A 26,733-nucleotide genomic window follows, 5' to 3' on the forward strand; every position below is an offset into this window, starting at 1 on the left:
GCCCTATGTAGTGGGCAAACTTCAAAAAATTGGCTGGTATCCTTTGTTGGTGTTTTGCTCAATGTTTTTGTTGAGCTTTTTCAACTCCTCAGTTTGTTTCTTGGTCTCTTTCACCAGTTCCTTTTGAGGATCTTTTGATCCGAATCCATAGTTGTTTCTCAACGCGGCTTGATGGGCTTCGTTGCTCCCCATCAATGCGAAATTAGCAAATTGCATCGGCTTATCTTTCTTCTTGTCGTCTCCCAAAATGTCCTTCTGCATTTGAGCTTTCGCCAAGTTCATTTGGGCTGGAGTGAAAGAACCACCATAAGCTGATTCAAATTTCTTCCATTCCTCTTGGAACTTCTGCATCGGAGTTCTCGCCTCATCAATGGCTTTCTTCATAATTTGGGGCATCAGAGCTATTCCAGACTGCTCCATCTCCTCTTTCGAGATAAGTCCCTTCTCAAAGTTCTCGCGAAGCTTCTGCATACCAATTCGGGTTTTCAATCCTTCCTTATCGAAGTCAACACCAAGGAATTTGCTTTTCAACTCGCCTTGCTTCATGTTGAATTCGTCATCAGAAATCAAACCGTTGTCTCTCTGCATTTCAATTTGGCTCATGCCCTGCTGATAACCAATCGTCGGATCGTCATATCCCATGTACTCGTTTTTGATACGTTTCTTTTCACGATTGTACGTGTCAGCTGTCATACCATTTGGATTGGCTTCAGTGGCTCGATTCGCTGCATAAGTTTCCTCAAGGTCTTCCAGCTGTTGCATGAGTTTTTCTTGTGGTGTTCTGGTGCTGTCAAATGCCTGCTTAGCAGCATCACCAAAGCGTTTCATAGCTTCAGCGGCTTCGTTGGTGGCTTCCGTTTGTTGTTCCATCAGAACTTTGGCTTGCTGTTGAGCTTGTGCGACTTGCTCAGCAGCTTGCTTTTCCTGTTCCATCGCGGCTCTGCGGTGTGCTTCCTGCTTCTCCAATTCGTCTTGGAATCCAGCATTGAATGTTCCCATTAACCAATCTCGAATCCAGATGGAAGGAACCCATGCCGACAGATCATTCAACAGGTTGTTTAGATAGGAAATCCATCCTGTGACCTGTCCAATGGTTGAACTGGAGTCATTCATGGAAGCGGCGAAGTCTTTCCAGAACTGCACCATCTGACCAGCTTGATTGATGATGGCGGCGACCGTTGGCATGTATTCGTTGCGTAGCATTTCGACAAATTCAGTGACTGATTTGGTTGCATTTTTTAGATCCCATGCCTTGATCATCTCAGCACCGATGGCTTTGAGGGTCAGTCCAACTTGATCACCAAGTTGTTCCCACATACCGGACATCGTTTTTCCTTGCTCCATGGTGGCGTTGTAATAAAGACCACCTTGAGATGTCATGTTTTCCAACAGTTGCATCATGTGCTGATCGGTCAACTTCCCTGCTTCAACAAATTTGTAGACAGCGGCAGGACCATCAACACCCAAAATTTTGACAAGCTCTTGGACTGCGGGAATGCCCAAATTTGCCAGTTGATATAAGTCCTTGCTTAGCCACTTTCCAGCGGCACGACCTTGACCGAAAATGAATGACAGGCTCTGAAGATTTGCACCAGATCCAGCTGCCATATCACCCATCTGTTTGATTGATCCTGTGACTTCTCCCACGTTGTATCCAAAAGCAAGCAGCTGACGTCCTGATTGGTTGATGGTGTCACTCGAAAAAGGACTGACTGCGGCGTAATCTTCCCATTCTTTCAACAACCCTGTGGCAAGTGTGGCTGATCCAAGTAAGGTTTTCATTGCCACATGAGTTTTCTCAAATTCAGCAGCAAGTTTGAGAGGCGTTCCGACAACAGACTTCAACGTGTCGAACGCAACTCTCACCAGGTACACCGCACCAGCCACCTTAGCCAATGTCGTCAGCAAACCGCCAAAAGCTGATGAGCTAGCTGATGCGGATTTCTTCGCGGCATCCTGAGCAGCTTTCAATTCCTGTTCCAGCATCGAACGACCACGTCCATACGTGCTATTGTCGATTGCTCCTGATTGTCTCATGGAATAGAGACGCTTGAGTTGTTGGGCATACTTTTCAATTGGCGTTTGGGTCAATCGTCGCCATGCGTCAGCCTCTTGCTTCAACTCTTTCTCAGCTCGATCTGCTGATCTGGCTAAATCCTCTTGAGCCTTCTGAGCAGCTTTCATGGAGGTCAGTTGTTGTCTTGCAGCTGCGATCTCATCACGGGTGGCCCTAGCCATTCCCTGCAGAGAATGTGTGTAATGCTCTGCTTCTGCTTCACTCATGTGAAACGTGTTGATCTGGTGATTGAGAGTTGCGGCAAGCTGTTTACCAGCATCATTAACAGCTTTAATGGCGTTCGCGGCTCTTTGTTGTGCGGCGGCGTCAGCCTCAACAGCAGCTTGATGAGCTTTCATCGCGTTAAGCTGTTTGTGAGTCGCTTCAGTTGCATCAATGATGGCTTGAGCAGTTCCCTTTTGCTTTAACGTCAATAGCTCAAGTTCATGACCAGCTTTGCCAAATGTGGCGACTTGGTTCTGAAGGTTTTGAAGTGCTTTGGTTGCTGCGTAGTCAACTTTGTTCAAACCACCAACGGCGGCTCTACATCCCTTTTCAAGTCCAGAGGTAGAAGCAACGAAGACTGTTGAATATATATCGAGTATTTTTCCCATGTCTTATATAGGCACGGGACATAAAAAAACCCTGCTTCCTTGCAGGGCTTGTTTTGGCGACGACACGTCGACGAACTTTGCAGTTCTTATTGTCATCACAAGTTAATTGTGATCACAGCTCATTTCACTCACTTGCTCTCTCTCTTTTCTTTCTTTCATGCAGGGCTTTCGCTTTCATGACGGCATGGAAGCCAGCCATTTTGTCAGCCTTTTTCGTCTGATCTTCACCAGCCAAAATGAATTGCTTCATGTCGGCGTCATGTCCCTGTGATCCATAGATTGCACGACAGTTAATCGCGTTCAAAATCATTGGATCTGGAGAAGGTTCAAGACTTCCATGTGCCAACCAGAAAGCAAAATCATCAATGCTGATAGCGTTTGCTTCTGACCACGATATGTGTTTTTCACGGGCATAACGTGCCAGCTGCAAAGCTAACGGGTTACTTCTCAGTTTTTTTTAGCGTCTTCAATTGCGGTCGGCAGATTCTTTGCGTTGTACTCGTCAAACAATCTCTTCACGACGGTCAATTCTTTCTTTCTCAAGATGTCCTTAGCTGCTTCAGAATCAAAAATCAGATCACCATTTTCATCGTGAGCGATCTTTGCGAATTGACCAACGATCACGTCATCTTCCTCAACATCTTTCTTTTCGAGAACGCTCATCACGTCTTCAATGGTTGCTGGTTTGAAATAGATCTTGCTGTTCCACTCTGGAACATTCACAGCTGTGAGTTTGAGGCTGGAAGCTTTCATGGCATCGAGAATTTGTTGTTTATTCATCAGTTGCCTCCTGTGCTACGACAGGCTCGACAACAGGTTGAACGACAGGTGCTTCAACGACAGATTGTCCTTCAACAACTTCAGCAGCGTAAACTTTTGAGTTCACTTTCATCTGAACGGTAGCTTTGACATTGCCATTCTCCGCGACTTCTCCCAGCTTGAAGTTGCCCACAAAACCTGTGTAGGTGTATTGTCCAACGCCTAACAGTTTGTAGACGATCACATGGTCTTCGCCATCGTCAGAAGCGGCTTCGATTGCAGCATGATCTTCTTCAGATGGATCAAACATGAAAGTCAAAGAGGCATTGCCGTGTTGGGCTTTTCCTGCTCTTTGCGTGCGGTGAGTATCGGTAATGCAATGATCGTCGACGCCGTCCTGAGTTGTTTCTGGTGGGTCGAATGTCTCAAAACAGATCTCAGCACCATCAAATGTTAGTTCGACATCTTCATTATATAATTTGGCCATTTATTAACCTCCAATTGGTATAGCTGGAGATATATATGGCTGTCACTTCAATTTTATTTTGAATCTCATGGCTCTGCGGAAGATAGGATCGTCGCTCCCGTCTGGTGGCTTCTCCGCAATGGGCTTTTCGTTGTCGATACGGCAAATCAAAGTGTCATCAGAGAACTTTTTCAAATGGGTTTTGACAATCCCACCAGTGTCATAAGCATCCCAAAAATCCTTGGACCAAGTGTCAATCTGCACTTCTGGTAGTTCCGTGGTATCGCAAATCGTGTGTTCAAAATCAGTCCTGACAACAGTGATCGTCACACATGGAAAAACTGATTCCTGAGTGATCCAGTGTTGATAGATTTCACGGTCGGTAACGATTGATGAAAGAATGTCATAAAGGTGTCTTAGCATGCCTTATTTAGTAAGAATGCTGCTGATTTTGTCCCGTATCTTTTCAGCAATATTCTCCGCGACTGTTGGTCCCTCATTTGTTGAGGCATTACCCATGGGATGTTGAGGCTCTTGGAACTGAGTTCCAAACTCTACGAACCGTCCATAGAAGACATCTTTCGTCTGCAAAACCAGATCGGCACCAATCCATTTTTCACGCGATTTCGTGACAATCTTGTAGCTTTCTTCCATCTCTCCAGAATCAACTGGTGTCTGAAATTCAGCCTCTTCCTTCAATGGCTTCAACTCAGTTTTCATGATGCGACCGAGTTCCCGCTTAACCTCTTTTGGCAACTCATCGAATTTCTTTTGGATGCCAATACCAACTTTGAATTTCGCCATTATTTCACCTCCGTTGCGGTGACGTGCAACCATCGATTCTGCTCATTCACATTGATGATCGACAGCACCTCCAGCTTTCGACTACCGATTCGCAACTGATCCTTTTCGTTGATGTCGATTGGATATCTGAAAAGGTAAGTGATCGTTGACATCGCTTTTTTGTTGTTCGAACTTTGCATGATTTCATCAGCAGAATGTGAGATGACTCCAGCGCGTCTGGTAGCAGACAACGTGTAATCTTTCTTGTGGACGCCATGATCATCAGTCGTGGTGTACTTCCAGATTTCCACAACGATTTTTAGCAGTCTCGAATCGTTCATATCCCAGATCCTCCAAAGTGAGGGGCAACCAACCGATCAAAAGCTGTTAAGAGGTCTTTCTGTGACTTCCCTTCAGGGTTGTCGTAAAGAACCTTCACCATCAGCACAATCAACGGGAAGATGCTGGCATCCATTGCGAGAGTACCGACGGTGTATTCGATTTGGACGGCATCAGGTCTTTGATCAAGTTCTGTCTGCCAGTTTCCATTGATGGGGAAAACCAGAGATGGCATTTTCCAGAGCTTCAGCACCTGATATTGGTCTGTCGTCATCGTGACCAACTCACCATTTTTCCAGTACTTGATTGAGTCAACGCTGTCTAATGGTGCTGGTAATTCGATGTTCTTGAATCGCGGCGGGAATGACTCCAAGTACAAGCAATAAGTTGTGACACTGAAATGTCTGCCTGTCAGTTGCTCGATGTGGTCTGTGACGGCAATGATGTAAGTTTCGATGAGGTTGTCATCGTGATCGTATTCGATTGTCAGAGCTTGCTTGATTTGCTCGACTTCGAAAATTGGACTAGTGGATACTTCGATAATGTTTGTTGGCATGTCTTATTTAGTGTCGGCGCATAAAAAAACCCTGCCATTTTCTGACAGGGTTTTTCGACCATCCCATTAGGGAAGTGATTACGGGGCTTCTGCAACAGCCAATGCACCAAAGCCGTATGGATCGACCAGATTTGAGAACATACTAAAAGTTGCAAAGATACCGTAAGCATCCCATGGCATATAGAGTTCTTTTGCAATGTTGATGTTGAAGCTTCCAATCTCGCGGATTTGGAATAAATCGGCGTCGCCCCAAATGAACAATTTCGCTTCTGGAGCAATGGTTGAAGCCATTTGTGGAACCAACGTGATTGGGTTGCCGTCGAATAAGAGACGACCACTACCAGCAACACTATCTTTGTAGAGTGGGCTGTTGTCACCAGTTCCAACAGACATTTTCAACAGATTCGCATACATCTTTGGGGCGGTGAATAGGCGGAAACTTGGAGACGAGTGATACAGGGTATCAATCTCATACTTCACGTCTAAAATCTGTTGCCAAGTAAAGCTGGTAGCGTTGTGAGCTAACTCAGTTCCACGGACTTGAGCCGCAGTGATCAATCCCATTGGTTCATCGTTGGCGTGGCCTGTGCCAAGAGCTAACAAGTGTGCCTCTCTACGATAGATACGCTTGGCAATTCCTCTTGAAGCGTAATCGAGAACTGAAAATTTGGCATCTCTCAAGTAGGTTCGTGGAATCTTGAACAATCCAGCGCGAATATCATGGGAGTAGAAATCAACTCCAGTGATTGTGAATTTGCTCGATTTGGTTTCAGCTAATTCTGTATAGCTATCAACCTTATCGCTATTCATTTGGGTATCGTCGTCGTAAGGGACTGTCCATTTATCACCAGTTGCTGTTGGGAATTTGTGACAGACTGATCGAATACCTTCATATGCAAGTAATCGTTGTTGGACGCGAGTCCCAAGAGTACCAGCACCAATTACATAAGTACCGTCAGCAGCACTTGTCATTGTGGTGTTAGCTCTTGTTTGAGTTGCCGAATCATCAGCAAAATCAAAGCTGTGGTGATTCTGATTGTAATTGATGCCAAGCTTTTCAGCGGCAGAGCGATATTGTGAAGATACAGGCTGATTAGCAGCACCTTGCAACATGGCACGGAAAGCATGCTCACGATCTTTGTCATCAGCTTCAGCAAATGGTTTGTGAATCGTTCCGTCATTGACAGATCGAAGTTGTAAGTTGCTGTTATCAGATTTGGTTTTGTATTTGTTCAATCTTTGCAACTCGACCAGATAATTTAGGTCTGTTGACATCGATTCCAGCATTGCTGAATCTTCGTTGTTGATTCCTCTTTTTTGAGCTTCGCAGTTTGAGACGACTTCAGCCATCTGCACTTCGAGCTTTGGAATTCTTTCTTCAATTTCTTTTGCACTTAAATTAACGAATGGATTACTCATATATCTCCTGTTTTGTTGTTAGGACTTGGAGATATATAGGTGTCTCGCATAAAATATTTAAAAATAAAAAACCCTAGTAAGCCACATGCCTACTAGGTTTCTTGCAAAAGAGGTCTCTCAACCAGATTTATTTAGAGAGTTCAATCCCAGCTTTTCTTTCCATTTTTTCAATTCTTCGTGCTCTTCCCATTCCTTCGCGGCAACCTCAGCTTCTTCAAAGTTCTTGGGATTATCTGATCTCATCGCAACAGAAGCTGAAGGGAATGCGGGTGCTTTAACAGGTCCAACGTGATGAATTCTCATGTCTTTGACTGTTCTGATTCGCTTACCATTTTCCCAACTCCAACTGCAGTCAAGAATGTCGAATTTAACCGAACTTCCCTTGGCAATATTGCCTTTCACCTTGGAACGAGCATGGCGAAAATCGTTATCGTCTTCACTTCCCATCGCGTCATATCTCAAGCCTTTTTGATCGCTTGAAAACTGTGCTGTGCCAGCAGATCGACAGGCGAACGTCGTGGCTTCGTTGTGCTCCCAACAGACTTCAACGTCGTTGTCTTCCTGAAACAAACGATTGGTCGCTTGTGGCAAAATCCGTTCATAAATGTTGCCTCCCAAATGAGCTTCTGTCCCCGGATCTTTGGGGTTGTAATAGACTACGGCATAGCCTGACACTTTATTGTCAGTGACGGTAACTGGATGATTTGTTGATCGAAATTCCATTGAAAAACCTCATATAATGATATCACTATGTAGGCTCTTCATTGGTATTTTCATTCTGTTGATTCTCAGGTTGTTCAGCAGCTTTCTTTGCTACTTCAATCGCTTGCTTTCGTTCCTCAAGAGCAAGCTTGCGTTCCTCAATGCCAAGCTCAATTTCACGCAGAGTTCTTACACCATTTGGCACAAACCAATCTGAGTCATTTTTGACATCCATTTGAGTCGTCATATTCATTTTCTCGCGCCACTCTGGGAAGCTGATGTTGCCGTTGTTTCTCTGAGAGTTCAAAGATTCAATCTTTGTTGGAATGTCGAGTCGTAAAGCATTCTCAACATCGAACTCAAAGTAATGGCTTTCACTTCGTTGCTCTTCAGTTGAGAGAAGCTTGACAAAAAGTTCTTGCTCCACGGCACGCAACCAAGGATCAATGCTCATAGTCAGCAGATTCAATTGGTCTTGAGTCAATGAGCCATAAGAGACGTTTTGTAGCACGTTCAATGCGGATGCTGGCAAGTTCAGGGCATTGGCGACTGTCACCAAGTCGAATTGTCTGGCTTCGATAAATTGGCTTGCAGCATTGTTGGTTTGAACAAGTTGTTTCAGTTCCATTCCCGCATACAAAACTGGAATTGTTCCTCTGTTGCTCGTTCCAACGTATTTTTCTTTCCAGTTCTTTTGAATTTGGTCGCGCTTCTCTTTGTCATCACCCCAAGCCTGAGGAACAACCAAGTATTGATCAGGACTGACTGCGTTTGCGAAGTAGCTGGCACCATGTTTTTGCAACGCTAGACCAAGTCCCAACGCTTCAGCTAACACTGAGAAAAGAGACAACCCCATGATTCCATCCTCAGACGGATAGATTCCTCTGATGTGAATCATGTTGTAGTCTGGAATCTTGACAGGTTCACCATTGGTTGTGATCGAATAGACCAGCATCTCTGGATGGACTTCCACGGCGACCAGTGATGGCGGAACAATCGTCAGCTTGACTGGTTCAAACTTGTCATTTCTGGTGATGACGGCATAAGCATTCCCCCAGATGATCGCATTCTTAAACAGGCTCGTCATGAACTGTTTGATTGGGTACTGCGGAGCAGGCTGATAGCTCAACAACCAATAAACGCTTTTCTTTTTCGCAGTTAACCGTCCTTTTCCTGTACGCTCATAGCAGGTAACAGGAATGTTTCCAGCAAAGTTGCTGATAAGTGCAACACCTCTCGAAACAGCTGGATTACCCATGATGGAATGGGCGTCAACTGTGACTCCAGACTCTGTTGGACCATAGAAAAACTCTGGGTAGTCTGTTGTTTTGACTGTCAGATCAGTGATGTCGAGCGATTTACTACGGGTCTCGCTGGTGAATAGGGATTTGATGTAATTGAACATGCCCTATATAGGGGATCACGCGAAAAATCCGTACGATTCTGGAACTGGTTCAGCATTCACCCAACCAGAACAAGCAAGAATGCTGGCGATAATTAAGTCAATTCGTCCTGTGGATTTGTGCTTATCAATTTTAATCATTCCATCTGGAGTCATCTTAATCGTTGTATTCTGCAAGCAACTCAACATCAGAGGATTACCGTCATTTCGAATGGTTTGATCGGTAACACCACGTTCAAAAAACAATGTTGGTTGGTGCATCTGGTTAATTGATGGCGTCACTTGAGCCATCGGCAAGTTGTCTTCGTTGAGCATCACGATTGCGGTCTGCTCAAATCGGGATGGATCGTACCTCACAGACGTGACTTTGAATCGTTTGCAAAGTGCTTTGACGTATTCTCTGATCACTCTCTGATCGATGACATCACCAGCAGTCAACGTCATCAAACCTTTTGCAACAAACTCAGCTCGATAGCGTTTTCTATCGCGTTTCTCTTTTTTCTCGATGCCTTCCAAGGGCAAAAAAGCATGTCCAAATAAGTGAATTTGACCATCTAACTTGAAACTCATGACGACCGCTGCCAAGTCCTGTCTGCGTGCCATATCGATACCGATGACACACTCGATCTTTTCCTTTTCGAAGTATTCGAGAGGCACATCTGAATAACACTTTGCCCATAGGTTACTCGATAGCCATTGATGGCTGTTTCCAACCCACATCGCGCAAAAATAATTTTTGAATTTTACCTCTTCGTGAGGATCATTTTGGACTTTCGCGTATTCTTTAGCGTAGAAATCTCGCGGCACTGTGATGCCAAATGATGGGTTGGATTTCTCCCACCAATAGGGGCATCTCCATGCCTCCTTATTTCCATCGGTACACTTGCCACAACGACAAGATTCATCGTCTGGAACGCCAAAAATAACTGGTAGGGTTGTCGTGTCGATGAAGGGGGCGTCGTCTGAATCAACAGTGGAATCAAGGATGCGTTTTGCGTGGAGGTATTTCGAATAACCCCATGATGTCAAATCGTATTGAGGGGTCGAAATTAGTATTTTTCGACCATTTCGAGACATAGTCGAACCATCAAGCTTTTCCCAAATGCCTTTGGCGTGTTTGGCTGGCCATGAGCAGAATTCATCAGCGGTCAGCATGGATGCGCTGAAACCGTCGACTTCCTCACTGAATGGAAGAATCTGAAAAGTTGATTTGAAACCATCTTCGTCAACATGCTCAATCAGCTTGGTTGAGTTGTGAATCCAGATTGGTTGTTCTGTGTCTTTTCTGGTTCTCAACAACTCTTTCAGTGGACCATAGCGCAAGATTCGTTCAGCGTTCTTGAAGCAAATCCCAGCTTGCCGAACATTGGCGGCAATGATGTATGCTTCTGCGGTCTTACATTCGTAGGTTTGATGAAAAATATTGAAGGCAGCGCAAAGACTCGTTTTGCTCTGTTTTTTCCCGCAAACGATGATTGCCTCATTGTAACGATACGTTCCGTCGGCGTTGTAACAGCCGAACCATGGCTTGATGATTTTCTCATACTGCCAGTCCATGAGCTTGCATGGATCACCAGCCTTACCCCCAATACAGTCCTCAGTGAAAACAACAAAGCTTTCATAGAAGGATTTGAACTCAAGAGGCATTTTTTCAGAAAACCAACCTCCACTATCAAGCCAAGCCTGATCAGATTTAGTTGTGATCAGCGGCTTTTCCATTCGCCTCCTGCGGCTTGCGTCCGTAAGTTGTCATCACTGACCCATCACTGAATCGAATTGAAACGTAACAATCATCCAGTTTCGTCAGATCAATACCTGTAATCTGACCAACTTCGCATGGAATCCAAACCTGTCCAGTCTCTTTGTCGCGCTCGATATTTTGGAAATTAAGCATATACGTCCTCCTGTGGATCGGGAGTCAGCGCATTGTTCAAACAACCTCTCAACCACTTTGATGTCACACGTACGTTTCTACCGTCCTCAAGAGTGAACTCATAGAAACCACCAAAGTCTTCGAATTCCAACGGCTTTGGCTCCCGACTGGTTGCCGTGATTCTCACAATGTTGTCATGAACAACGCGCATACTGGTAATCATGCGGCTGGTCTTCATCCCGTTGACTTCAACTGGAATAATCTGACCGATTGAATATTTTTGTGCCTCTTCAAGAGGCAATTTGAAACTAATCATTATTCTTTCTCCTCATTCTGGAAGCCAATTCTTCCTTTGGGTTTCTCGTCTTTGTTCTCTTCAATCTTGGCTAATCGCTCTTCGATTGCTTTCATTTTGTCCCTGATCTCAAACAGGGTCTCAACATTGATGTTGATCATCTTTGTTCTCCTTTGGTTTCTTGAATGTGGGTTGCGATTAACTCATGAGTCTTCTTGTTCTGTATAATAACTGTTAACATTGTTATTTGTGCTGCGAACACCGTTAGCTGCAGACATAACAATGCAACCAAAATGCGGTTATGTACCATATTATTTGTCTTTCTTATTCATTAGAGCGTTAACTGATCGGGGTTTTGAGTCGACAGCTTTTTCCACTCCTCTCTTTCTTCCTCTGTAAGGTTGTTAAACTCCTCTTTTGCAGCTAGATATAGCTGGTGAAACTCAGTTTTAGCTGAGTCGAATTCTGTGAGGTTTTTACAAGTGAGAAGTTCGATAATAACAGTTTCGAGCTTCTCACATAGTTCTTTACTCATGTAAGTCATCATTCCACTCTCCTATCAACAAAATATAAAGGTCTAGAAACTCGACCTTTGCGGTCACAAACTCTTCTTCGGTCTCAGCCTTGACCAATCGACTTCTTGCGGCAGCCATTACTTTTTCCACCAATTCTTGGTTCATTTTTCCTCTTTCTTTTTCATTAGTTCTTTCACTGATCGGGGTTTTGAGTCGACAGCTTTTTCCACTTTCACGGCGTCGATGCCAAGTAGCTTGGCAATGTCCTTCACGTCCTTCAGGGCGGCGTTTTTGATAGCGATGGCAGGGTGTGCTTTCACCCCACCTTTTCCAGTCGAAACGAGTCGACCACCGCCTTTATCAGCTGGTTTTGCGATCAATTCCACGCAATCCCAATACTCCTCAAGCTGATTAAACAGGGCTTTAATGAGTTCAATTTGCTTTGGGTCGTTTTGATTGATGGACTCCATCAATCGCTTAAAAGTGGCAGATCTCGTATTCATGCCTTATATATGCAGCTATCTGCAATTTTTTGCAGAAAATGCGGTCGCGAGGCACTTCGAAAATCTACAGGGAGGGGGCCACTCGATGCCTAGCTGTTCATATGCGCACAATAATACACGATACCCATGTCGTGTATCCATGGGGGAGGACTTGCTTTGAGCCATCGCAAAGTGTACAAGTGTTTTAGGGTACTATCCGTGTCGCGCTGAGGATCAATAGCATGAACAAGCCTAAAGATGGTGGAAAAGATGGTAATGGTAAGTCTGCAAAGGATGGCACCGACTTAGGGAATGCCAAGGCTGATGGCGGTATCACCAGTGGTGGCAGAACCACCTCTACCAAAGATGGTAGCGCCAGCGCAAAGGATGGCGGCAAAGAGGGTGGCGGTAGAACTCAGACGGATGGCGGTGCAGATGGAGTAGGAATCTAGCTGAAAAGGTGCATCCCTCCACAATGGATTGTGGGGGGATTCTTTATTCGCATTACTCCATCATCTTCTACTGATTCTTAAACCGTCTGTTGCGATCTCTGATGTGCTGCGTGGCTTCCTTCTGTGCCTCTGTGAGTTTGATTGCCTCATCAAGCGTGGCACCTCTCAGGAGATGTCGAAGCATCACACGACAATTTGCCTCATCGTCCATGTACTGGCTCACCAATGCCAGCAGCAGCTGGTTTAAGTTCATTCTTGAGTATTGATCTCGCATCAGTGACACTCCCTCCATGTCTTAACGGCATGATGATGAGCACAAAGACTCTGGTAGTTTTCTTGGTCGTATTTCAGCTTGTTCCTGAGGCAGACAGGTGCATTCTGCCACCGTTGAATGTGATCGACCTGTGTTGCTGGTTCGACGATTCCAAGTATCTTGCAGTGGACGCACAGCGGGTTTGCGTCAAGGTACGCTTTCGAGATGTCGCGCCAGCCTTCAATTGTCCCTTGACCATATCGTGGTCGGAAGTCTTTTGGTTTCTTACATTCACATGGCTTTGGCTTCTGGCAGTTCGCGCATATTTTTGGTGGTGCTCGCATTCCTTATTTAGTTGTGAGCAAAAATAAAAACATGTTTTTCGAAACGCGCATGAAAAAAGCCAGCGGTTAAGCTGGCTCTTGTTTTTCAGGAGTTAGGAAGTGCGCCTTGTAAATCTTCGATCAACTCTTCAGCTTCCCCTCTTGTAAGAATCATTTTTTGACCTGTCGTCTTATCCGTAACTTCAACGCTCACTTCACCTGTCGAGACTGTGACCGTGCCAACCGCCTCAAAGCGATCAGTAGGATGATTGAAATCAATTTCACCTGCGGACATTGCGATTCTCTTTCTGTCATGGAATGAAAATGTGTCTTATCTCCGACATGTCTGCACAAGCGTATCCACTGCAAGTTTGCCACGCAATCGACATCACAACTCTGAAAAACATGTTTTTTCGTTTTCGATAGCGGGTGTTCAGTGCCAGATCAGTAATCTTGTACCTGTTGAGCGAATTCCAGCCGATTTTGAATCGACGGTTACAAAGTCGATTTTTGGGGTAAAATGGATGCAGCTCTTTGGCAATCTTCAGTCGCGGCGATGGTGGCGGGTCGGCGGCGTCATTTATTCAACTTTCACCTGACTGCATTGTCCTATGGGTTGGGCGGCATCATCCATTTAACTGTTGATGTCTGGCGGTATGAGCATTTGACAGTTTGTTGTCTGGCAGCATGAGTAATTCAACAGGTTGATCAACTGGTGGAATGTCGTATTTTACTTTGGCATTCTGGCGGGTTGTTGTCGTTTGGTTGCTTAGTTTACCCGTTGGTCAACTGGTGGTAACTGCTGGTTGTCTCTGGACTGTCTTGGCTGTTCATTCAGGGGGAAGCTGTGTAAGCAGCAACAGTCTCGCAGCGAGCGAAGCGACAGCAACAGTATGATCTCGCAGTGGCGAAACGGAGAGTAATGATTCTTACTTCTATCATATTATTATATAGAGGGTGTTTTTGGAGCAGTTTTCGGGTGAGAAGTCTGTAACCCAAAGGTTGACTGCTGATGTATATGGGGTTGTTTTTTAACAATGCCACTAAACACCCATTTTGTATCGCAATTCACCCAGAGCGGTTGTTCAGTGCAGTTCAGCAAATTAACAATATTTTTTCCAAAATGCCAAATTCTGGATATGAGCACGATTCTACCAGAAAAAATGCTATTGCGTACTTATATATAATGGAGAGAATTCACCCATTATTGAGAGGTCATATGCAAGCAAAGTCATTTCAGCTATTGAGAACACGTAAAGATTCACCACTGTTTAACGAGTTATTTGCGCGAGCAATTTATAGTTACCTGCTGCAATTAGAGTTTTATAACTGCAACAAAAACAAGAATATAAAGATGTCAGTTAATAAACTGTCTAAGCGACTCGGAATCAGTCGGAATGTCGCCAGAAAAAAATTGTTGTTTTTGGAATCGTTGAACTTGGTGCAAGTGGTTGATCAGCGATGGTGCGCGGCGGAACAGCAAGACCAGCATTTTTATAAGAAAGCTGTTGAGCATGCTCATTACTTCTCGAATTACGTCTACGACAAAATCACAAAGCCTGACCACCCGTTGTCATTTAAGGTCAATGTTGCGTTTTGTGTGATGCGATCACGCAAAGAGAAGGGAATCAAATACACGATTCGTGGGATGTGTCGTATTTTGGGGCTCGACCGTGCAACCATTCGGAAAGCACAACTGTTGATCAACAAAGCAAATCCACAACGCAAATTTAAGCCGATTTCACTCGATCAAACCTGTATAAGAGCTGCGGCAGCAATTTTTGCTGCTTGTCTACAGGATTCTGCTGAGGAGTCGACGATTCTATCGGCAGTGAATGTCATTGCCAGCAAATTAACAATGGCTGGCGTCGACGAATCAGATCTCATTGTCGTAATCAACAGCTTGGCAAAAGATTTCACCAGCAAGAAACCAAGACATGCTGCTGATGCTCTTGTTGATTACGTCGAGAATCACTTCGACATTTCGATTGCTCGCGTAAAATCAGCTGAGATGCGAAGTCTGCCAGCAGCGATGTTGAGTGAAATCCGTGGTGCTTTGGGGCTTTACCTCAAGAAAAAACATAACTTTATTTCTGGTGAGCAATATCCACCTCCAGAACTTTATGCGAAATCAACTGGGTTATTACCTCGCCATAATCACGGTTACTGGAACAAAATTGCCATATCGTAAATGCCAAAACAAACTATAATAACAGCATAATGTACACACTTGATATAACTTCCGACACATACCACAAACTAAAAGCGATTTCTGGCGATCAGTCAGTTGACCAAACGGTCGCCAGAATCATTAACGCTTTGTATAAGAAACAAACCCAATACGTCGATATTTCACAACTGAAAAAGGATATTGATCGTATGTTGATACCGCAAAGGGCGGCATAAAGTCATTCACTCTTTCAAATCAGGATTCAACGTCACCATCGCATTCCAAACACGTCTGGAATCCTCAAGGCAGTAAAGTTTGAACTCATTGCCGTTGTTGGCAACACTGCGCGTTTGCGTCGCAATAAGTCCCTTGTCAGTCCAGTACTTCAGATGCGTTCGAGTAAATTGTGGAAGGTACGCTTTGATTTGAGCAGGTGTAAGGAATCGTTTTGCCATTATAAATTCTCCTATAAGAAATGGTCTCTCTTATATAGAGTAATTATTTTGAAAAATTTGACGAAAATTCTGTAACTTTCTCCCTATATAAGAATAACCACACTCTTATAAGGAGAGAAAATGATTACGAAGAAACGGTTAATCCAGCAGATTGAATTCGAGATTGAACGCATCAATGCTCAATTCGAGTTCTACGAATCGTATAAAATCGGAAACGATGATGAGAAAGCAAAGAGAGATTTAACGCGATTGGAAGCGATTCAGAAGCTGTTGGGATCAGCTCAAAAACTCCCTGATAACTGGCAGACTGCAACGTGGCAGAACTGCACCACCTTGATTGACCAACTGATCAATCAGAGAACCAAAACCAAATAAGGAAAAACATAAAAATGAAAATGATACTCAGATCCAACGCAACCCCTGAATCAACGATACACGACGATTACATACCGATGAGCGAGACTACGTGTTACCTGTCGCAAACAACTTGTTACCTTTCGCAACTGACATGGTTTGCGCCGCTAACTCCAAACCACGTTGACGGCGACTTCTTCGATCAATTGCGAAACTTAGCCTGACCAACGAAAAAACCTCTCAGAATCATCTGAGAGGTTTTTTGTTTTCGTTGTCAAGCATCACCCAAAAAAAGCCATTCCATTTGGAATGGTTTACAGACTTAATTTTGAGGAGTACTTGTCAGCATTTGAAATCGTGGTACTTTTCTGGAATCCTGCTCATTCACAAAGGAGTTTCACATGATTCCAGAGTTACACGTTAAGGTCATCGACGAAAACACAGTTTGCGTTGTGCCGATGGAGAGTAGTTTTCTTGAAGACTTCCAAGATGTCTTTTCTCAGGCGGGATTATCTTCTCGCATAGACGCCGTAAGGCTAATGCAAACACAACAAGGAATAACTCCAGCCGCGTACTGTCTGGAAGTTAAAGGTACTTGGAAACAAGTGTTTGCATCGCTCGCAGAATCATCGAAGTGGAATTAAGGAGTTGATATGTCCTATCACAGATTTTATTTGGGAATCAGGGTTGCCAAGTACATGGTCGAAAATGGCAATGAACTTGAGATGACCAATGTGAATCGGGTTCTGAGGAGTATTGCTGATGGGGAATTAACTTTGAATGACCCAAGTGAACAGGCGCTTCAAATGCCTCAACTTGCCAGCTATGCAGTTTGGGTTGGCAACAATTCCATCAGGTCTGACAGGCAGACGGCAAGTGAATTGATAGAGGAGTTCTGCCGACCAGATAATGAGCAGGCAGATGCTGATTAACTTGCAGCTGTATCCAAGGTGAATCGCGGTGTGAACGAAACTTGTTGCCCTGTCGTTACTGGAAAGCTTGTCGCGAATCGTTCCGCCCACATCAGAGCACCTGTAGAATCAACCACGAAGTACCCGTAGCAAGTTTCGCTTCCACTTGAAGCTGTCCAGCTTTGAGCAGATGAGTAGACGGCAACTGCTTTGTTGTCGATGGTCGTTGCGTCGTTCCAACCTGAGCGAGGCAGGTTTTTGTCGGCATAACTTCCAAACGTACTCAAGGTGAAGCTTGCGGCGGTACTCGATTGAGATGGAGTCGCGTCATTTTTGTAGAGTTTGAGAGTCAAGGACTCATCTGTATCAAGAGGTGTCTTGAGTATGTGGTTTATCAATTTCAGTTCTGCTGTGTTGGGTACGACAAGAGGCATAAATTCTCCTTTCCTGTATATAGTCGGCGCATGAAAAAACCTCTCGCGGAACTCCGCGAGAGGTTTTGGAATCAGAGTAATATTACCACCAATAATCGTATATCTTTTCAGCTATATCGTTAAACTTCGCAATAATCCGACCTAATAATAGGAAATGTGTCAGTTTCCAACCTATTTCTTTAACCGCCCCTGATTTCTTCTGTTCTTTCATCTCTTTCTTTATAGCCTTCTCAAGCTTCTTCTGTTGTTTCTTCTTATTGGACATTTACCAGTACTCCTCGTGTAACTACATCGCCTTTCTAGCTCAGATATCGTTGCTTGCTACGCAAATCACTCGAAGTGCGTAAATATCGCAGACAACCCAACTCATCGCCTTGGCATTGGCGGAAGTGATGAAAACACACTTCCGTTGCCTATGAATACACCTCGCGATTGCGTAAAAATGCCCATTTCGACAGCTTTTTTGGCATAATCTTTGGAATTTTCAAAATATTCGCCAGAAGTCACATCAATTAGCACCGATGAGTCATGCTATTTCACATCCTATACCTATATAAACACTCGCAGCATGGTGTTAGGTAGCGGCAATAGGTGGTTTTCATTGGACACAAAAAAACCTCACAGACAACAAATCTGTGAGGTCACATAAGGATACAAAAAACGAATAGAAAACTAAGAAACAAAGCTTTCATTTATATTATACGCCGTTTGTTGCTAGACGTTAAATTTTAATTCCAAGTTTCTTGCCCATGTACTTTAGCGCGTCATCGAATGGCTTCAGCACCTGACCATCAATGATGTTGTAATAACGGTCTTCAACAGTGACGGCATGCCCAAGATACAGACGGCTCATGTCACGGAAGTTGTCAGACTCTTTCAAAATTCCCGTGGCGGTATTGCAAAGTTTCCGCATGTTCAACTCTGGTCTGAGTCCAAGTCTGGTACGCACTTTTTGCCAGTTGCGGCTCAAGTTGTTGTTGTTCGCTGATTTGATACGAACACCTCTGGCAGTGTGGAGCATCTCACTGAACTGTTTTGGATCGGTCTTGATTTCGTTCAGCGCGTCTACAGTCGATTTCCACAAGTAATAATTGACGACTGGAACACGCTTTTTCTTCTTACTCTTCACCCGTTTGTGAATCAGTCTGTTATCCGTCAGTTGAGCATGCTGGATAGCGTGCAAATCCTCTTCAAGGAATCCACAGTTCAAACAAAGCAACACATACGCCTTGAAGTGCTTCTCGTCACTGTTCAAGACAGCTTTGATCTCATCGAGAGTCCAAAGTTCTTTAAGTCGCTCGCCAACTGGTGTTTCCTCGTCTGTCCCATTGAATGACAAATCAGGATCGTCCAGATTTAGAGGCAACACGATTTCGCATGTGGCTTGTCGTTTGCACCACTTGAGGAATGTTCGAGCAGCTTTCAGGTAACTTTCTTTCGATTTACCTTTGGCGTCTAAGCCTGTTTTCCCTTTAAGTGTTTTCAGAAAATTGAAATATCCCCGCCATGTTTCATCACTCAGTTTTTTGACTGAGAGGGTAGGGTATCGTTCTGCGAAAAATGCTGATTTGGTTCTGGCATCTTTGAACGTGTAAAAGCTGGTTTTGTTGAGTTCGAATTTCTCTTTCTGAGCCTCAACGTATTGAGCATGCCAAAATTCCATCGTCTGTGGTGTCTTGTTTCCTTCTGGAACAATCGACCGCAACCGTTCAGACCATTTACCGTTCAGTTCATAACCGATTGAACCAAAGCGTTTTTCAGATCCTTTGATTGGTCGCTGCTGATAACTCTCCTCATCAATCATGCCGTTGATGAATTCGAGCATGAACGGTTTACTCATGTCAAAATCAAGCAGAAGGGCAGGGGAGTCTGACTCCAACTGCGATTGAATCCATTTAATGAATTCACCAACGACTTTCGCGGCATCTAATTCAGCGTTTGAAATGCCATTGATGGCGTACCAGTTTTCAACCTGTTGGAATAAGGTCAGATGGTGTTTCAACTCAGCTACCCATGGGCGTTGGTCATTAAGAGCAGAACGCCAAAGACAGAACTCTGCAAGTGCTGTGTTGTAACCTTCTTTGGTATCAGGTTGAGCAAAGTATTTGCGGGGATACCCTGCAACGTATCCTCTCCAAGAATGCCATTTTCCAGAGCGGAAAAACGGTGAAAGAGCGAGTTTGATTTTGTTCTTTTTAGCGTGTGCTGAGTAGCTCATTTTTGGCTTCCTGTAACCAAATCATTGTAACCAAATATCGTTAATTTGGCTAAAATTTGGTTACAGCTAACTCAGCAAACCCCTATTTTTACCGTGTGAAAACGATTCTCAGTCTGGTTAAGAGTCAAATGCTCTACCGATTGAGCTATAGGGGCGGGTGAATGGCCATTATATCAACGAAAAACCACTCGGAAACTCTCACAGGCCATTTTTTCCAAGCCGTCCTCACGATTGCTGCACCACCAGCGCACATTTGTCATTTCGCCAATGCGTCTGAAGGGGCCGCAATTCGCACTTAACAGACACGCCCCTCTCTCATAAGTTCACCCCTCAACACGATTTTCCCAACCTCCCACAACACATCACGCAAGACGAATCTGGCGATGTCTCGACCGCTCCTGATCCTGACGATCCTCCTGGGTGTTGCGCTCGGCTGCCGGGTTTCCGATCCTCCTGTCCTCAAGAAAAATCCACACTCGCTCATTTACGACGGCTTCGCGACCGGCAACTTCAAAGAAAATACACCGATCTTTGTCCGCGAAGCCTTCGCTGCCCAGAATCGCGAGCTCTCCGAACCCGTCGCTGTCGTCAACTGGCAACCAAAAAAACATGCCCAGTGGGAAGTCTTCTACGCCACCAACCGCGGCCAGGGGCAACCGACATCCTCGTCCCGCGCGACCTACACCAACGAAGTCCTCACTACCCCAACCTTCGGACGAGCCGTCATCCAGATCCCCTCGCGAGGCCGCGGCGTCGATCCTCTTCTTGAAACCCCACGTCCTAAGTGGGGCATCATTCCGGTCAGTCAGGAACTCAAATCGGCTCCCCTTGTCGAATTCCCTGTCGTTGAGCCCACTACGCCACCCGAGTTCTTTGCAGGTATTAACAAACAACTCGCCGCATCCGCTAACCGCGACATCCTCTTGTTCGTCCACGGCTTCAACGTCAATTTTGACGCCGCCATTCTCCGCACGGCCCAGATCGCCTGGGACATGCCCTTTAACGGCGCGATCATCAGCTACGCCTGGCCCACCCAGGGTGGTCTGAAAAACTACTCGAAAGACGAGCCGATCAACCTCGCCTCCGTCGTTCCGTTCACGGACTTTCTCACCCAGCTCATTGGCTCCGTCCCTTCCAACACGAAAATCAACATCATCGTCCACAGCATGGGCAACCGCATCGTGATGCAAAGCCTCGACCAGCTCCCCGACTTTCCCGACGGACGAAAGCCGATTCATAACCTCGTCCTCTGCGCCCCCGATGTTGGCGTCTCCGACTACCGCAAATGGATCCCCGGCTGCCAAGCACAATGTGACCAGATCACGCTGTATACGAACATTGGAGACTCTGCGTTAATCTCCTCGAAAGGGATGCACAACGAACAAAGGGCAGGGGACTCCCATCCTCCCATTGTGACAGCTGGCGTCGACACGGTCGACTGCACCCGCATTGAACTCAACCTCATGGGCCACAGCTACTACGGCAGCAATCCCGACGTCCTGACCGACCTCTTCATACTCATCAAACAAAACAAACCCGCTGCCCAACGGTCTCACCTAAAGGCCATCACCGAGACCGATGGGAGTCAACACTACACCTTCGAAAACCACAGCCCCTCGCTCTATTACTCATGGAACTTTGAAAAGGCTTTGCAGCAAACAGCGTCTGTTGTGGATGAACACGGCACAGTGTCAAAATAGAGCATCTCGTCAACACCCCCTCAATACCGCAAGACAGGATAGACAGGAAACCTGGGCAGAAACCGTTGCCTCATTGTCCAGAACTGGTGTTTCTCTGAGTTCTTACTTTCGCTAGACTCCCCGCCCCTCCAAGAGAAAACACCATCGATCGTCTCAATTCGACCAGCCAGAGACAGAACAGCCTTTTTGTCAGCCGATAAAAGAACTGACGGACCGCAACGAACAGATTGAGGGCAGGAGGCCCGTAATGAATTCTCAGACAACTCGATACTGGACCGTTTCCACGACTCAGACTCTGTGGGCATTCTCAACATCCGTCGTCATTTCGTTGACCGGATGCGCTCACTCAGGCCCTCACCAGACCGCTGGCACGGTCATCGGCACCGGACTGGGAGCCGTCGCGGGTGGGATCATTGGAGCCAATACAGGCGACCCGAATACGGGTCTTCTTGTCGGGGCAGCCACCGGAGCGCTCGCCGGTGGAATCCTCGGCAACTCTAAAGACGCGCGCGATGAACGCGACGCTGCGGTCGCCCATGCTGCTTATGTCCAGAACTCCATGACCAATTACGACCTCGTCCAGCTGACTGCCAACGGCGTCAGTCCTGACGTCATCGTCGGCATGGTGCGTGAACGCGGGGGACGCTTTGACCTCAGCCCTTCCGGCGTCATCGGCCTCAAACAGCAAGGCGTCAGCGATCAAGTCATCCTCGCCTGCCAATACTCTCACTCGACTCTCCCAGCCCGACACGTCTCGGAAGTCTATCCGGCTCCACCAGCTCCCGTTTACGTTTCCTCTGGCCCCGCTGTCATCGTCGAACCCGCGCCCGTCTTCATCGCGCGACGACGTCCTCCACACTACTGGCATCACCGCCATTGCGGTCCTGAATTCGGCGTCGGCTTCCACTTCGATTGATGGCTCTTTTGCCTGGGAAAAATTTGTCTGTCAAATAAAAAAGCCTCCATCACAAATCGTGATGGAGGCTTTTCGTTTCAATCGATCCTCAGGCCTAGGTATGCGTTGCATTGTATGCATATGCAACATTGCGTTGAGCTTCATCGGCTCCCATTTTCCCGCCCAAGACCGCGACGGCCAATGCCAGCGCACTTGAAGCAAAGATCAGCCACAGAACGCCCTGCGTGTAATCCGAGGCTTTTTCCACGGCAGCGTTCGCGGTGACCTTCATGTCTTCAACGGTCTTGTTGTACTCATCGATCGTCGGTTTGACTTCGGCATAAACACCATCGACAACGTCATTGACCTGCTCACGGCTCAGGTTGGTCGATGCAACGAGAACATTCTTAGCCGACTCCGGTTTGCCGTTAACCATGTGCATTCCGATCGTCTTCATTTCGTTGTAGTCGAGTTGGTTGAGAGCGTCTTGAACCTGTTGTTCATTCAGCTCTGGTCCACCCGCAGCATCAGAGTCTGCGATTTTACGAACGGTATAATTCTGCACGATCGTTTTCACATCGGCGACGAGATTCTGGTCGTTGTTATCAGTCCCGATCTTTTGTTCGATCTGCTTGGAAATCCCGGTCATGAGACTATCGATTTGCTCAGGACTCAAATCGGTTTTGTCAGCGATCAGCTGCTTGGCTTCGTCTCGCTTATTTTCCGTCAGTTTAGTAACGAGATCAGCAAAGGTTGGCTGGTCAAGTTTGTCCATCGCGACGCGAACTTCGTCCTTATTGACCTCTGCGCCTTGGGGGTCGTCACTGTTTGCAATCACTTCCGCAGCTCGCTCTTTCATTTGAGCGGCCAGCTGGGTCACAATTTCAGAATCTCGCAGTTGCTGCAGCGGCATACCACTCATCGCATTGGCAGCAAGATCAGTCGTACCTTGAGCGGTATTGGACACTCCCTGAGCTGCTGCTGAGGTCACATTCGCAGCGGCTTGCACGGTTCCCGAGAGAACCTGATAGCCGGAGTAAATCAGATTGCTGACTCCCATGGAGACCATGACCAGCGTTGCAATTGTTCCCAGGCTCCAGACCGTCATGCCGTGCAGCATGCCTGCCGTATCATCAGGACGCCCTGCTAACCGTGCAGCGATCCAACCCCCGACGAAGTAGGAAACGAGCATCGAAACAATGATCCAGCCCACAGTCGTCCAGGCCAGCCCCTGGCCGACCGCTTCGCCATCGGTCGCATCGGCGATGGTGAAGCCGAGTGTGATGCCGAAGAAATTCATCAGCCAGCTGACTGCGAGCGCACAAATCGTGCCGGCAAAAATTGCTCCCCAGCTGATCTGAGAAAGACGCGCCTGTCGCTGCCAGATTTCGTCTCGTCGGACGGGATCAATTTCGATGGTTCTAACTTCCATAGTGTGACTCCTGTTTTCACAAGTGTGTTGCAATATCAGCCAACCGACGGGAGGGCCTCTCGAAAGCATTGAGAGGCAAAGCAGATGCCAAAATGTGGAAACACACAGATCAATTCAGAAACGAACGCCTGTGTAGCAATGTTTCAGAATGCGCCAGCAACGATGGCGCTTTCAGCAAGCAGGTCGCTTCGAGAGAGGACAATGTTCCAGCGAGTTTAGCCACAGAGCCGTTATGTAGGCGAGTCACCCAGGAAAATGAACTTTCTCACCAGGCGACTTACCATCGTCGACAGTTCGACAGACGACACAAAGAACACAGAAAAACTACCACGGATGGACACGAAGGCACACGGATGAAGACAAGGCGCTTGAACCGCAGATAAACACAGGTAGACGCAGAACAGAAGGTTAACGACTCAAGAAGATCTTTCATCTTCTTCTATCCGTGTCAATCTGTGTTTATCCGTGGTTGATTTTCTGAGGATCGATCGCTGATTTGGCAGAGTGTCAACAGACTGCGCCGCAGTTGCTTAAAACTTATTGATCCACTCGCGCGACAGCGTGCACGACTTCGTGATCGTTTTTCCCTTGGTCAATTTCCCGACCACCCAGGTACTTGATGCGACCGGGATCGAAACCGACACCGTAATCTGCTGCGTCTGCCCTGTGATGACCGACGGTGTGATGGTCACGGTCTTCTGCTTCACACCAATCAGATTCAGATAGTGATTGACTTCTGCAGTCACAGCGGCTGCGGTCGCTCCTGGAAGGATGCCACGTCGGGCTCCTTCATAAACGGCGATCTCGGCATTGTTTCGAATCATGCTCATGCGACTGAGTTCGATTCCACTAAAAATGACGAAGAACGCCACCGGCGCAATCACTGCAAACTCCACGACCGTCGCACCGCAACGCCTGGACTTGGCTCGTAAAGTGGTCGATCGCAGGATTTGCATGGGAAAAGCTCGAATCAGGTGGTTCAGAAAATCGCGAGAAGCAGAATGGGCCAGGATTACTCAATCAGGACCACGGGCAACGAAAGGGCGAGTCGACGAAACGCTTCCTTCAACTCGTCTTCGCTACTGGCGAAGTAATGGGTTCCGCCGGTCAGTGTCGCGATCTGTTTCATCGTCGCTTGGTCCGTGCCCTCGAGAAACGAAATGGTGTGAACAATGATCCCCGAGTTCTTCGCCGTCTGGGCTGTCGTCAGTGGATCAACCCCCTGGTTCCATTGCCCATCGCTCATCAGGATAATGACCTTCTGAGTCATCGGACGTATATTCTTCGCCGTCAGAACAGCAATTGCTTCCGTCAATCCGGAAGACATGTTCGTCCCGCCGAGCATGATGTCATTCCCCAGCGACGTTACGTCTCCGGTGATCGTTGTGTAGTCGGTGGTCAGTTCGCGGTTTCGGGTGACTGCTGCAAATGATCGCTTCGTCAGGTTGCCTTCGTAGTTCGACCTGGTGATATCAGATCCCCACGTGACCAGTCCGATCTGCGGGGTCGTTTCGAGTTGTTTGAGCGTCTGCATAAAAGTTGAAATGGCGTTCGACAGACTCGACCATCGACTTAACGCCGGATGCGGTGAACTCGCCAGATGCTTGTCGCTGTCCGATCTCAGGTTCTTGACCAGAATTCGCGATCCCACCAGCGGCGGATAATCCCAATCAACCCCCGAGCGGTCGAAACACATCGAATGCGAACGGTCCAGGCAGAGGACGATATCCTGCTCAAATTGAGCCGCGGTCGCGATTTCTTTCGGTGTGAAGATCTCGGTCCCCACCAGCTTTCCGAAGAATAAACCGACCGGAGGATTCCCACTCGTCCCGTCGAGCTTTGGCATCACTCGGACAGATGTATAAGGGGTTTTCCCATTTTGAAATGACCAGGATCCATCTGGATTCATGGTCGAGTTGCCAATTTCGATATCATTCCTTCTCAACACCAGCGAACGTCCTGCGACTTTATTCTGGCTGGCAACGTGAATCGCCGCGTCAATCGCCTTCTGCTGATTCTGCGTGCGAGAAAGAGCCTCAGTCCCTGCTTTGGCTGCTGCATCGCTGGCGGCACGCAATTCCGTCTTCGCCAGTTCCATCCATGCGATATCGACCGTGAAGCTGACCATGATCAGCATGATGACCAATAGCGATGTCATGAGAACGAGCATCGCGCCTCGTCGGGGCGACGGATTGTTCATCTGCTCTGTTGAAACGAAGAACTTCTTCATAGACGAATCATCCGAATAGTCGATTCAAAGTAGCCACCTTTGAATAGAAAGTTGATAGGCAGCCGATTATCTTTTTCGATCACGCGAACACGCATCGAAATCTCCGTCCCGCGAAGCGTACTTGAGTTGATCGCGGGCGTTACATCGACGTCATACTTCGTGATCCCGCGAGCATTCAAAATTTCTTTGACGCGCAGTTCCGCAGACGCCTGCGTGCCGCCGCTGGCAGTCGCGACACGGGCTCCTTCGTAAGCAGCTGTCGTCGCGGCCTGACGCATGTAGATCCCGTTGGCAGCTTCAATCGACATCAGGAGAAGCGACAGCACCAGCGGCAAAAAGACAGCAAACTCCACCATCGCGCCGCCGCGACGCGAGTGACTTTGAGCATTGAATTTCAGAACACGTCTGTGTCGCATGTTCGCTGAGTCATTCAGGAAGAAATCGGAATTCGAGACCGGGCACGATTTGGTACAGGGCACCATTTGGCGTAGTGCACCATTGGGCACCGTGCACTCAACCTTATGGTGCAAACCCACGGACACTTGAGGTTTCTCCCGTCAGGCAACAGGAAAATGTCACGTTCGGGTGAACTTTGACGGTTATGCCGATCTGCGAAACATGTCCTGATGATTCAACAGTAACGTC

33 protein-coding genes are annotated in these 26,733 nt (G+C 46.8%); 7 read left to right on the forward strand and 26 right to left on the reverse strand.

The window, feature by feature from the left end:
• Positions 1 to 21 precede the first annotated feature (21 nt).
• From SH248x_RS09745 to SH248x_RS09825, 17 genes are all read right to left on the reverse strand, one after another.
• Positions 22 to 2,670 carry a tape measure protein gene (locus SH248x_RS09745; protein ID WP_459558344.1) on the reverse strand — a complete coding sequence of 883 codons (2,649 nt, stop codon included), beginning with the start codon at positions 2,668 to 2,670 and terminating at the stop codon, positions 22 to 24.
• Between the two features lie 124 nt (positions 2,671 to 2,794).
• On the reverse strand, positions 2,795 to 3,100 hold the full coding sequence (locus tag SH248x_RS09750; RefSeq protein WP_459558345.1) for a hypothetical protein: 306 nt from the start codon (positions 3,098 to 3,100) through the stop codon (positions 2,795 to 2,797).
• Positions 3,101 to 3,117: 17 nt separating this feature from the next.
• Positions 3,118 to 3,423, reverse strand: a complete 306-nt coding sequence (locus tag SH248x_RS09755) for a hypothetical protein (RefSeq protein WP_459558346.1) — start codon at positions 3,421 to 3,423, stop codon at positions 3,118 to 3,120.
• A 19-nt stretch (positions 3,424 to 3,442) separates the two neighbouring features.
• Positions 3,443 to 3,916, reverse strand: a complete 474-nt coding sequence (locus tag SH248x_RS09760; RefSeq protein ID WP_459558347.1) for a phage tail tube protein — start codon at positions 3,914 to 3,916, stop codon at positions 3,443 to 3,445.
• Between the two features lie 42 nt (positions 3,917 to 3,958).
• On the reverse strand, positions 3,959 to 4,318 hold the full coding sequence (locus tag SH248x_RS09765; RefSeq protein WP_459558348.1) for a hypothetical protein: 360 nt from the start codon (positions 4,316 to 4,318) through the stop codon (positions 3,959 to 3,961).
• Between the two features lie 3 nt (positions 4,319 to 4,321).
• On the reverse strand, positions 4,322 to 4,699 hold the full coding sequence (locus tag SH248x_RS09770) for an HK97-gp10 family putative phage morphogenesis protein (RefSeq protein ID WP_459558349.1): 378 nt from the start codon (positions 4,697 to 4,699) through the stop codon (positions 4,322 to 4,324).
• Entirely contained in the window at positions 4,699 to 5,019 is a 321-nt protein-coding gene (locus tag SH248x_RS09775; RefSeq protein ID WP_459558350.1) for a head-tail adaptor protein, read from the reverse strand. Before SH248x_RS09775 ends, SH248x_RS09770 begins: the two co-directional genes overlap by 1 nt.
• Positions 5,016 to 5,573: a head-tail connector protein gene (locus tag SH248x_RS09780; protein WP_459558351.1), complete on the reverse strand. Its 558-nt coding sequence runs from the start codon at positions 5,571 to 5,573 to the stop codon at positions 5,016 to 5,018. The genes SH248x_RS09775 and SH248x_RS09780 overlap by 4 nt, the downstream gene beginning before the upstream one ends.
• A gap of 78 nt (positions 5,574 to 5,651) precedes the next feature.
• Complete coding sequence (locus SH248x_RS09785; RefSeq protein ID WP_459558352.1) at positions 5,652 to 6,992, reverse strand: phage major capsid protein; 1,341 nt, start codon at positions 6,990 to 6,992, stop codon at positions 5,652 to 5,654.
• Positions 6,993 to 7,109: 117 nt separating this feature from the next.
• Complete coding sequence (locus SH248x_RS09790) at positions 7,110 to 7,715, reverse strand: HK97 family phage prohead protease (RefSeq protein ID WP_459558353.1); 606 nt, start codon at positions 7,713 to 7,715, stop codon at positions 7,110 to 7,112.
• Between the two features lie 25 nt (positions 7,716 to 7,740).
• Positions 7,741 to 9,099 carry a phage portal protein gene (locus SH248x_RS09795; protein ID WP_459558354.1) on the reverse strand — a complete coding sequence of 453 codons (1,359 nt, stop codon included), beginning with the start codon at positions 9,097 to 9,099 and terminating at the stop codon, positions 7,741 to 7,743.
• A gap of 15 nt (positions 9,100 to 9,114) precedes the next feature.
• Positions 9,115 to 10,815, reverse strand: coding sequence for a terminase TerL endonuclease subunit (locus SH248x_RS09800; RefSeq protein ID WP_459558355.1), 1,701 nt, complete (start codon positions 10,813 to 10,815; stop codon positions 9,115 to 9,117).
• A gap of 167 nt (positions 10,816 to 10,982) precedes the next feature.
• A complete protein-coding gene (locus SH248x_RS09805; RefSeq protein WP_459558356.1) occupies positions 10,983 to 11,285 on the reverse strand; it encodes a hypothetical protein in 303 nt (100 codons plus the stop codon).
• Positions 11,285 to 11,425, reverse strand: coding sequence for a hypothetical protein (locus SH248x_RS09810; protein ID WP_459558357.1), 141 nt, complete (start codon positions 11,423 to 11,425; stop codon positions 11,285 to 11,287). The genes SH248x_RS09805 and SH248x_RS09810 overlap by 1 nt, the downstream gene beginning before the upstream one ends.
• Before the next feature lie 170 nt (positions 11,426 to 11,595).
• Positions 11,596 to 11,799, reverse strand: a complete 204-nt coding sequence (locus tag SH248x_RS09815) for a hypothetical protein (protein ID WP_459558358.1) — start codon at positions 11,797 to 11,799, stop codon at positions 11,596 to 11,598.
• A complete protein-coding gene (locus SH248x_RS09820) occupies positions 11,792 to 11,944 on the reverse strand; it encodes a hypothetical protein (RefSeq protein WP_459558359.1) in 153 nt (50 codons plus the stop codon). The genes SH248x_RS09815 and SH248x_RS09820 overlap by 8 nt, the downstream gene beginning before the upstream one ends.
• Positions 11,941 to 12,249, reverse strand: a complete 309-nt coding sequence (locus tag SH248x_RS09825) for a P27 family phage terminase small subunit (protein ID WP_459558360.1) — start codon at positions 12,247 to 12,249, stop codon at positions 11,941 to 11,943. The genes SH248x_RS09820 and SH248x_RS09825 overlap by 4 nt, the downstream gene beginning before the upstream one ends.
• 254 nt (positions 12,250 to 12,503) lie before the next feature.
• On the opposite strand from SH248x_RS09825, the gene SH248x_RS09830 reads away from it, so the two are divergent.
• Positions 12,504 to 12,713, forward strand: a complete 210-nt coding sequence (locus tag SH248x_RS09830) for a BatC protein (protein ID WP_459558361.1) — start codon at positions 12,504 to 12,506, stop codon at positions 12,711 to 12,713.
• Between the two features lie 682 nt (positions 12,714 to 13,395).
• On the opposite strand, the gene SH248x_RS09835 is transcribed toward SH248x_RS09830, so the two are convergent.
• A complete protein-coding gene (locus SH248x_RS09835) occupies positions 13,396 to 13,584 on the reverse strand; it encodes a hypothetical protein (RefSeq protein ID WP_459558362.1) in 189 nt (62 codons plus the stop codon).
• Positions 13,585 to 14,301: 717 nt separating this feature from the next.
• Between SH248x_RS09835 and SH248x_RS09840 the strand changes: the two genes are divergently transcribed.
• Positions 14,302 to 15,480: a hypothetical protein gene (locus SH248x_RS09840; RefSeq protein ID WP_459558363.1), complete on the forward strand. Its 1,179-nt coding sequence runs from the start codon at positions 14,302 to 14,304 to the stop codon at positions 15,478 to 15,480.
• 221 nt (positions 15,481 to 15,701) lie between these two features.
• Here SH248x_RS09840 and SH248x_RS09845 read toward each other — a convergent pair whose 3' ends face one another.
• Positions 15,702 to 15,914 carry a hypothetical protein gene (locus tag SH248x_RS09845; protein ID WP_459558364.1) on the reverse strand — a complete coding sequence of 71 codons (213 nt, stop codon included), beginning with the start codon at positions 15,912 to 15,914 and terminating at the stop codon, positions 15,702 to 15,704.
• A gap of 120 nt (positions 15,915 to 16,034) precedes the next feature.
• Here SH248x_RS09845 and SH248x_RS09850 point away from each other — a divergent pair, with 120 nt between their 5' ends.
• The 3 genes from SH248x_RS09850 (at position 16,035) to SH248x_RS09860 (ending at position 17,200) form a co-directional block, all read left to right on the forward strand.
• Positions 16,035 to 16,289 carry a hypothetical protein gene (locus SH248x_RS09850; RefSeq protein WP_459558365.1) on the forward strand — a complete coding sequence of 85 codons (255 nt, stop codon included), beginning with the start codon at positions 16,035 to 16,037 and terminating at the stop codon, positions 16,287 to 16,289.
• A gap of 380 nt (positions 16,290 to 16,669) precedes the next feature.
• Positions 16,670 to 16,912: a hypothetical protein gene (locus SH248x_RS09855; RefSeq protein ID WP_459558366.1), complete on the forward strand. Its 243-nt coding sequence runs from the start codon at positions 16,670 to 16,672 to the stop codon at positions 16,910 to 16,912.
• A gap of 9 nt (positions 16,913 to 16,921) precedes the next feature.
• Positions 16,922 to 17,200: a hypothetical protein gene (locus tag SH248x_RS09860; protein ID WP_459558367.1), complete on the forward strand. Its 279-nt coding sequence runs from the start codon at positions 16,922 to 16,924 to the stop codon at positions 17,198 to 17,200.
• On the opposite strand, the gene SH248x_RS09865 is transcribed toward SH248x_RS09860, so the two are convergent.
• The 3 genes from SH248x_RS09865 to SH248x_RS09875 all read right to left on the reverse strand — a co-directional run bounded on the left by SH248x_RS09865 (position 17,197) and on the right by SH248x_RS09875 (position 19,831).
• Positions 17,197 to 17,613, reverse strand: a complete 417-nt coding sequence (locus SH248x_RS09865) for a hypothetical protein (protein ID WP_459558368.1) — start codon at positions 17,611 to 17,613, stop codon at positions 17,197 to 17,199. The two genes, SH248x_RS09860 and SH248x_RS09865, sit on opposite strands and share 4 nt — an antisense overlap.
• 82 nt (positions 17,614 to 17,695) lie before the next feature.
• Positions 17,696 to 17,878, reverse strand: a complete 183-nt coding sequence (locus tag SH248x_RS09870) for a hypothetical protein (RefSeq protein ID WP_459558369.1) — start codon at positions 17,876 to 17,878, stop codon at positions 17,696 to 17,698.
• A 456-nt stretch (positions 17,879 to 18,334) separates the two neighbouring features.
• Positions 18,335 to 19,831 carry a hypothetical protein gene (locus SH248x_RS09875; RefSeq protein WP_459558370.1) on the reverse strand — a complete coding sequence of 499 codons (1,497 nt, stop codon included), beginning with the start codon at positions 19,829 to 19,831 and terminating at the stop codon, positions 18,335 to 18,337.
• A gap of 383 nt (positions 19,832 to 20,214) precedes the next feature.
• Between SH248x_RS09875 and SH248x_RS09880 the strand changes: the two genes are divergently transcribed.
• Together SH248x_RS09880 and SH248x_RS09885 are read left to right on the forward strand one after the other, a co-directional pair.
• On the forward strand, positions 20,215 to 21,531 hold the full coding sequence (locus tag SH248x_RS09880) for an alpha/beta hydrolase (RefSeq protein WP_459558371.1): 1,317 nt from the start codon (positions 20,215 to 20,217) through the stop codon (positions 21,529 to 21,531).
• A 247-nt stretch (positions 21,532 to 21,778) separates the two neighbouring features.
• On the forward strand, positions 21,779 to 22,447 hold the full coding sequence (locus SH248x_RS09885; protein ID WP_459558372.1) for a glycine zipper domain-containing protein: 669 nt from the start codon (positions 21,779 to 21,781) through the stop codon (positions 22,445 to 22,447).
• Between the two features lie 94 nt (positions 22,448 to 22,541).
• Here the strand turns inward: SH248x_RS09885 and SH248x_RS09890 are convergent, their stop codons facing one another.
• From SH248x_RS09890 to SH248x_RS09905, 4 genes are all read right to left on the reverse strand, one after another.
• Positions 22,542 to 23,858, reverse strand: coding sequence for a DUF1761 domain-containing protein (locus SH248x_RS09890; RefSeq protein WP_459558373.1), 1,317 nt, complete (start codon positions 23,856 to 23,858; stop codon positions 22,542 to 22,544).
• 530 nt (positions 23,859 to 24,388) lie between these two features.
• Positions 24,389 to 24,814: a TadE/TadG family type IV pilus assembly protein gene (locus tag SH248x_RS09895; protein ID WP_459558374.1), complete on the reverse strand. Its 426-nt coding sequence runs from the start codon at positions 24,812 to 24,814 to the stop codon at positions 24,389 to 24,391.
• 56 nt (positions 24,815 to 24,870) lie between these two features.
• Positions 24,871 to 26,088: a vWA domain-containing protein gene (locus SH248x_RS09900; RefSeq protein ID WP_459558375.1), complete on the reverse strand. Its 1,218-nt coding sequence runs from the start codon at positions 26,086 to 26,088 to the stop codon at positions 24,871 to 24,873.
• A complete protein-coding gene (locus SH248x_RS09905) occupies positions 26,085 to 26,504 on the reverse strand; it encodes a TadE/TadG family type IV pilus assembly protein (protein WP_459558376.1) in 420 nt (139 codons plus the stop codon). Before SH248x_RS09905 ends, SH248x_RS09900 begins: the two co-directional genes overlap by 4 nt.
• Between the last annotated feature and the right edge of the window lie 229 nt (positions 26,505 to 26,733).

The organism is Lacunimicrobium album, assembly GCF_052161635.1.
GTDB lineage: Bacteria > Planctomycetota > Planctomycetia > Planctomycetales > Planctomycetaceae > SXPC01.

What these genes read in the sequence shown, in the direction of transcription:
- SH248x_RS09755 (WP_459558346.1), bottom strand. Translation starts at nt 3,423, where the DNA reads ATGAAAGCTTCCAGCCTCAAACTCACAGCTGTGAATGTTCCAGAGTGG.
- SH248x_RS09875 (WP_459558370.1), bottom strand. Translation starts at nt 19,831, where the DNA reads ATGAGCTACTCAGCACACGCTAAAAAGAACAAAATCAAACTCGCTCTT.
- SH248x_RS09835 (WP_459558362.1), bottom strand. Translation starts at nt 13,584, where the DNA reads ATGTCCGCAGGTGAAATTGATTTCAATCATCCTACTGATCGCTTTGAG.
- SH248x_RS09820 (WP_459558359.1), bottom strand. Translation starts at nt 11,944, where the DNA reads ATGAACCAAGAATTGGTGGAAAAAGTAATGGCTGCCGCAAGAAGTCGA.
- SH248x_RS09900 (WP_459558375.1), bottom strand. Translation starts at nt 26,088, where the DNA reads ATGAAGAAGTTCTTCGTTTCAACAGAGCAGATGAACAATCCGTCGCCC.
- SH248x_RS09825 (WP_459558360.1), bottom strand. Translation starts at nt 12,249, where the DNA reads ATGGAGTCCATCAATCAAAACGACCCAAAGCAAATTGAACTCATTAAA.
- SH248x_RS09745 (WP_459558344.1), bottom strand. Translation starts at nt 2,670, where the DNA reads ATGGGAAAAATACTCGATATATATTCAACAGTCTTCGTTGCTTCTACC.
- SH248x_RS09840 (WP_459558363.1), top strand. Translation starts at nt 14,302, where the DNA reads ATGTATATGGGGTTGTTTTTTAACAATGCCACTAAACACCCATTTTGT.
- SH248x_RS09785 (WP_459558352.1), bottom strand. Translation starts at nt 6,992, where the DNA reads ATGAGTAATCCATTCGTTAATTTAAGTGCAAAAGAAATTGAAGAAAGA.
- SH248x_RS09800 (WP_459558355.1), bottom strand. Translation starts at nt 10,815, where the DNA reads ATGGAAAAGCCGCTGATCACAACTAAATCTGATCAGGCTTGGCTTGAT.
- SH248x_RS09760 (WP_459558347.1), bottom strand. Translation starts at nt 3,916, where the DNA reads ATGGCCAAATTATATAATGAAGATGTCGAACTAACATTTGATGGTGCT.
- SH248x_RS09845 (WP_459558364.1), bottom strand. Translation starts at nt 15,914, where the DNA reads ATGGCAAAACGATTCCTTACACCTGCTCAAATCAAAGCGTACCTTCCA.
- SH248x_RS09870 (WP_459558369.1), bottom strand. Translation starts at nt 17,878, where the DNA reads ATGTCCAATAAGAAGAAACAACAGAAGAAGCTTGAGAAGGCTATAAAG.
- SH248x_RS09905 (WP_459558376.1), bottom strand. Translation starts at nt 26,504, where the DNA reads ATGCGACACAGACGTGTTCTGAAATTCAATGCTCAAAGTCACTCGCGT.
- SH248x_RS09805 (WP_459558356.1), bottom strand. Translation starts at nt 11,285, where the DNA reads ATGATTAGTTTCAAATTGCCTCTTGAAGAGGCACAAAAATATTCAATC.
- SH248x_RS09790 (WP_459558353.1), bottom strand. Translation starts at nt 7,715, where the DNA reads ATGGAATTTCGATCAACAAATCATCCAGTTACCGTCACTGACAATAAA.
- SH248x_RS09855 (WP_459558366.1), top strand. Translation starts at nt 16,670, where the DNA reads ATGATTCCAGAGTTACACGTTAAGGTCATCGACGAAAACACAGTTTGC.
- SH248x_RS09895 (WP_459558374.1), bottom strand. Translation starts at nt 24,814, where the DNA reads ATGCAAATCCTGCGATCGACCACTTTACGAGCCAAGTCCAGGCGTTGC.
- SH248x_RS09880 (WP_459558371.1), top strand. Translation starts at nt 20,215, where the DNA reads ATGTCTCGACCGCTCCTGATCCTGACGATCCTCCTGGGTGTTGCGCTC.
- SH248x_RS09890 (WP_459558373.1), bottom strand. Translation starts at nt 23,858, where the DNA reads ATGGAAGTTAGAACCATCGAAATTGATCCCGTCCGACGAGACGAAATC.
- SH248x_RS09830 (WP_459558361.1), top strand. Translation starts at nt 12,504, where the DNA reads ATGAACAAGCCTAAAGATGGTGGAAAAGATGGTAATGGTAAGTCTGCA.
- SH248x_RS09815 (WP_459558358.1), bottom strand. Translation starts at nt 11,799, where the DNA reads ATGAGTAAAGAACTATGTGAGAAGCTCGAAACTGTTATTATCGAACTT.
- SH248x_RS09765 (WP_459558348.1), bottom strand. Translation starts at nt 4,318, where the DNA reads ATGCTAAGACACCTTTATGACATTCTTTCATCAATCGTTACCGACCGT.
- SH248x_RS09780 (WP_459558351.1), bottom strand. Translation starts at nt 5,573, where the DNA reads ATGCCAACAAACATTATCGAAGTATCCACTAGTCCAATTTTCGAAGTC.
- SH248x_RS09810 (WP_459558357.1), bottom strand. Translation starts at nt 11,425, where the DNA reads ATGATCAACATCAATGTTGAGACCCTGTTTGAGATCAGGGACAAAATG.
- SH248x_RS09795 (WP_459558354.1), bottom strand. Translation starts at nt 9,099, where the DNA reads ATGTTCAATTACATCAAATCCCTATTCACCAGCGAGACCCGTAGTAAA.
- SH248x_RS09860 (WP_459558367.1), top strand. Translation starts at nt 16,922, where the DNA reads ATGTCCTATCACAGATTTTATTTGGGAATCAGGGTTGCCAAGTACATG.
- SH248x_RS09850 (WP_459558365.1), top strand. Translation starts at nt 16,035, where the DNA reads ATGATTACGAAGAAACGGTTAATCCAGCAGATTGAATTCGAGATTGAA.
- SH248x_RS09885 (WP_459558372.1), top strand. Translation starts at nt 21,779, where the DNA reads ATGAATTCTCAGACAACTCGATACTGGACCGTTTCCACGACTCAGACT.
- SH248x_RS09775 (WP_459558350.1), bottom strand. Translation starts at nt 5,019, where the DNA reads ATGAACGATTCGAGACTGCTAAAAATCGTTGTGGAAATCTGGAAGTAC.
- SH248x_RS09770 (WP_459558349.1), bottom strand. Translation starts at nt 4,699, where the DNA reads ATGGCGAAATTCAAAGTTGGTATTGGCATCCAAAAGAAATTCGATGAG.
- SH248x_RS09865 (WP_459558368.1), bottom strand. Translation starts at nt 17,613, where the DNA reads ATGCCTCTTGTCGTACCCAACACAGCAGAACTGAAATTGATAAACCAC.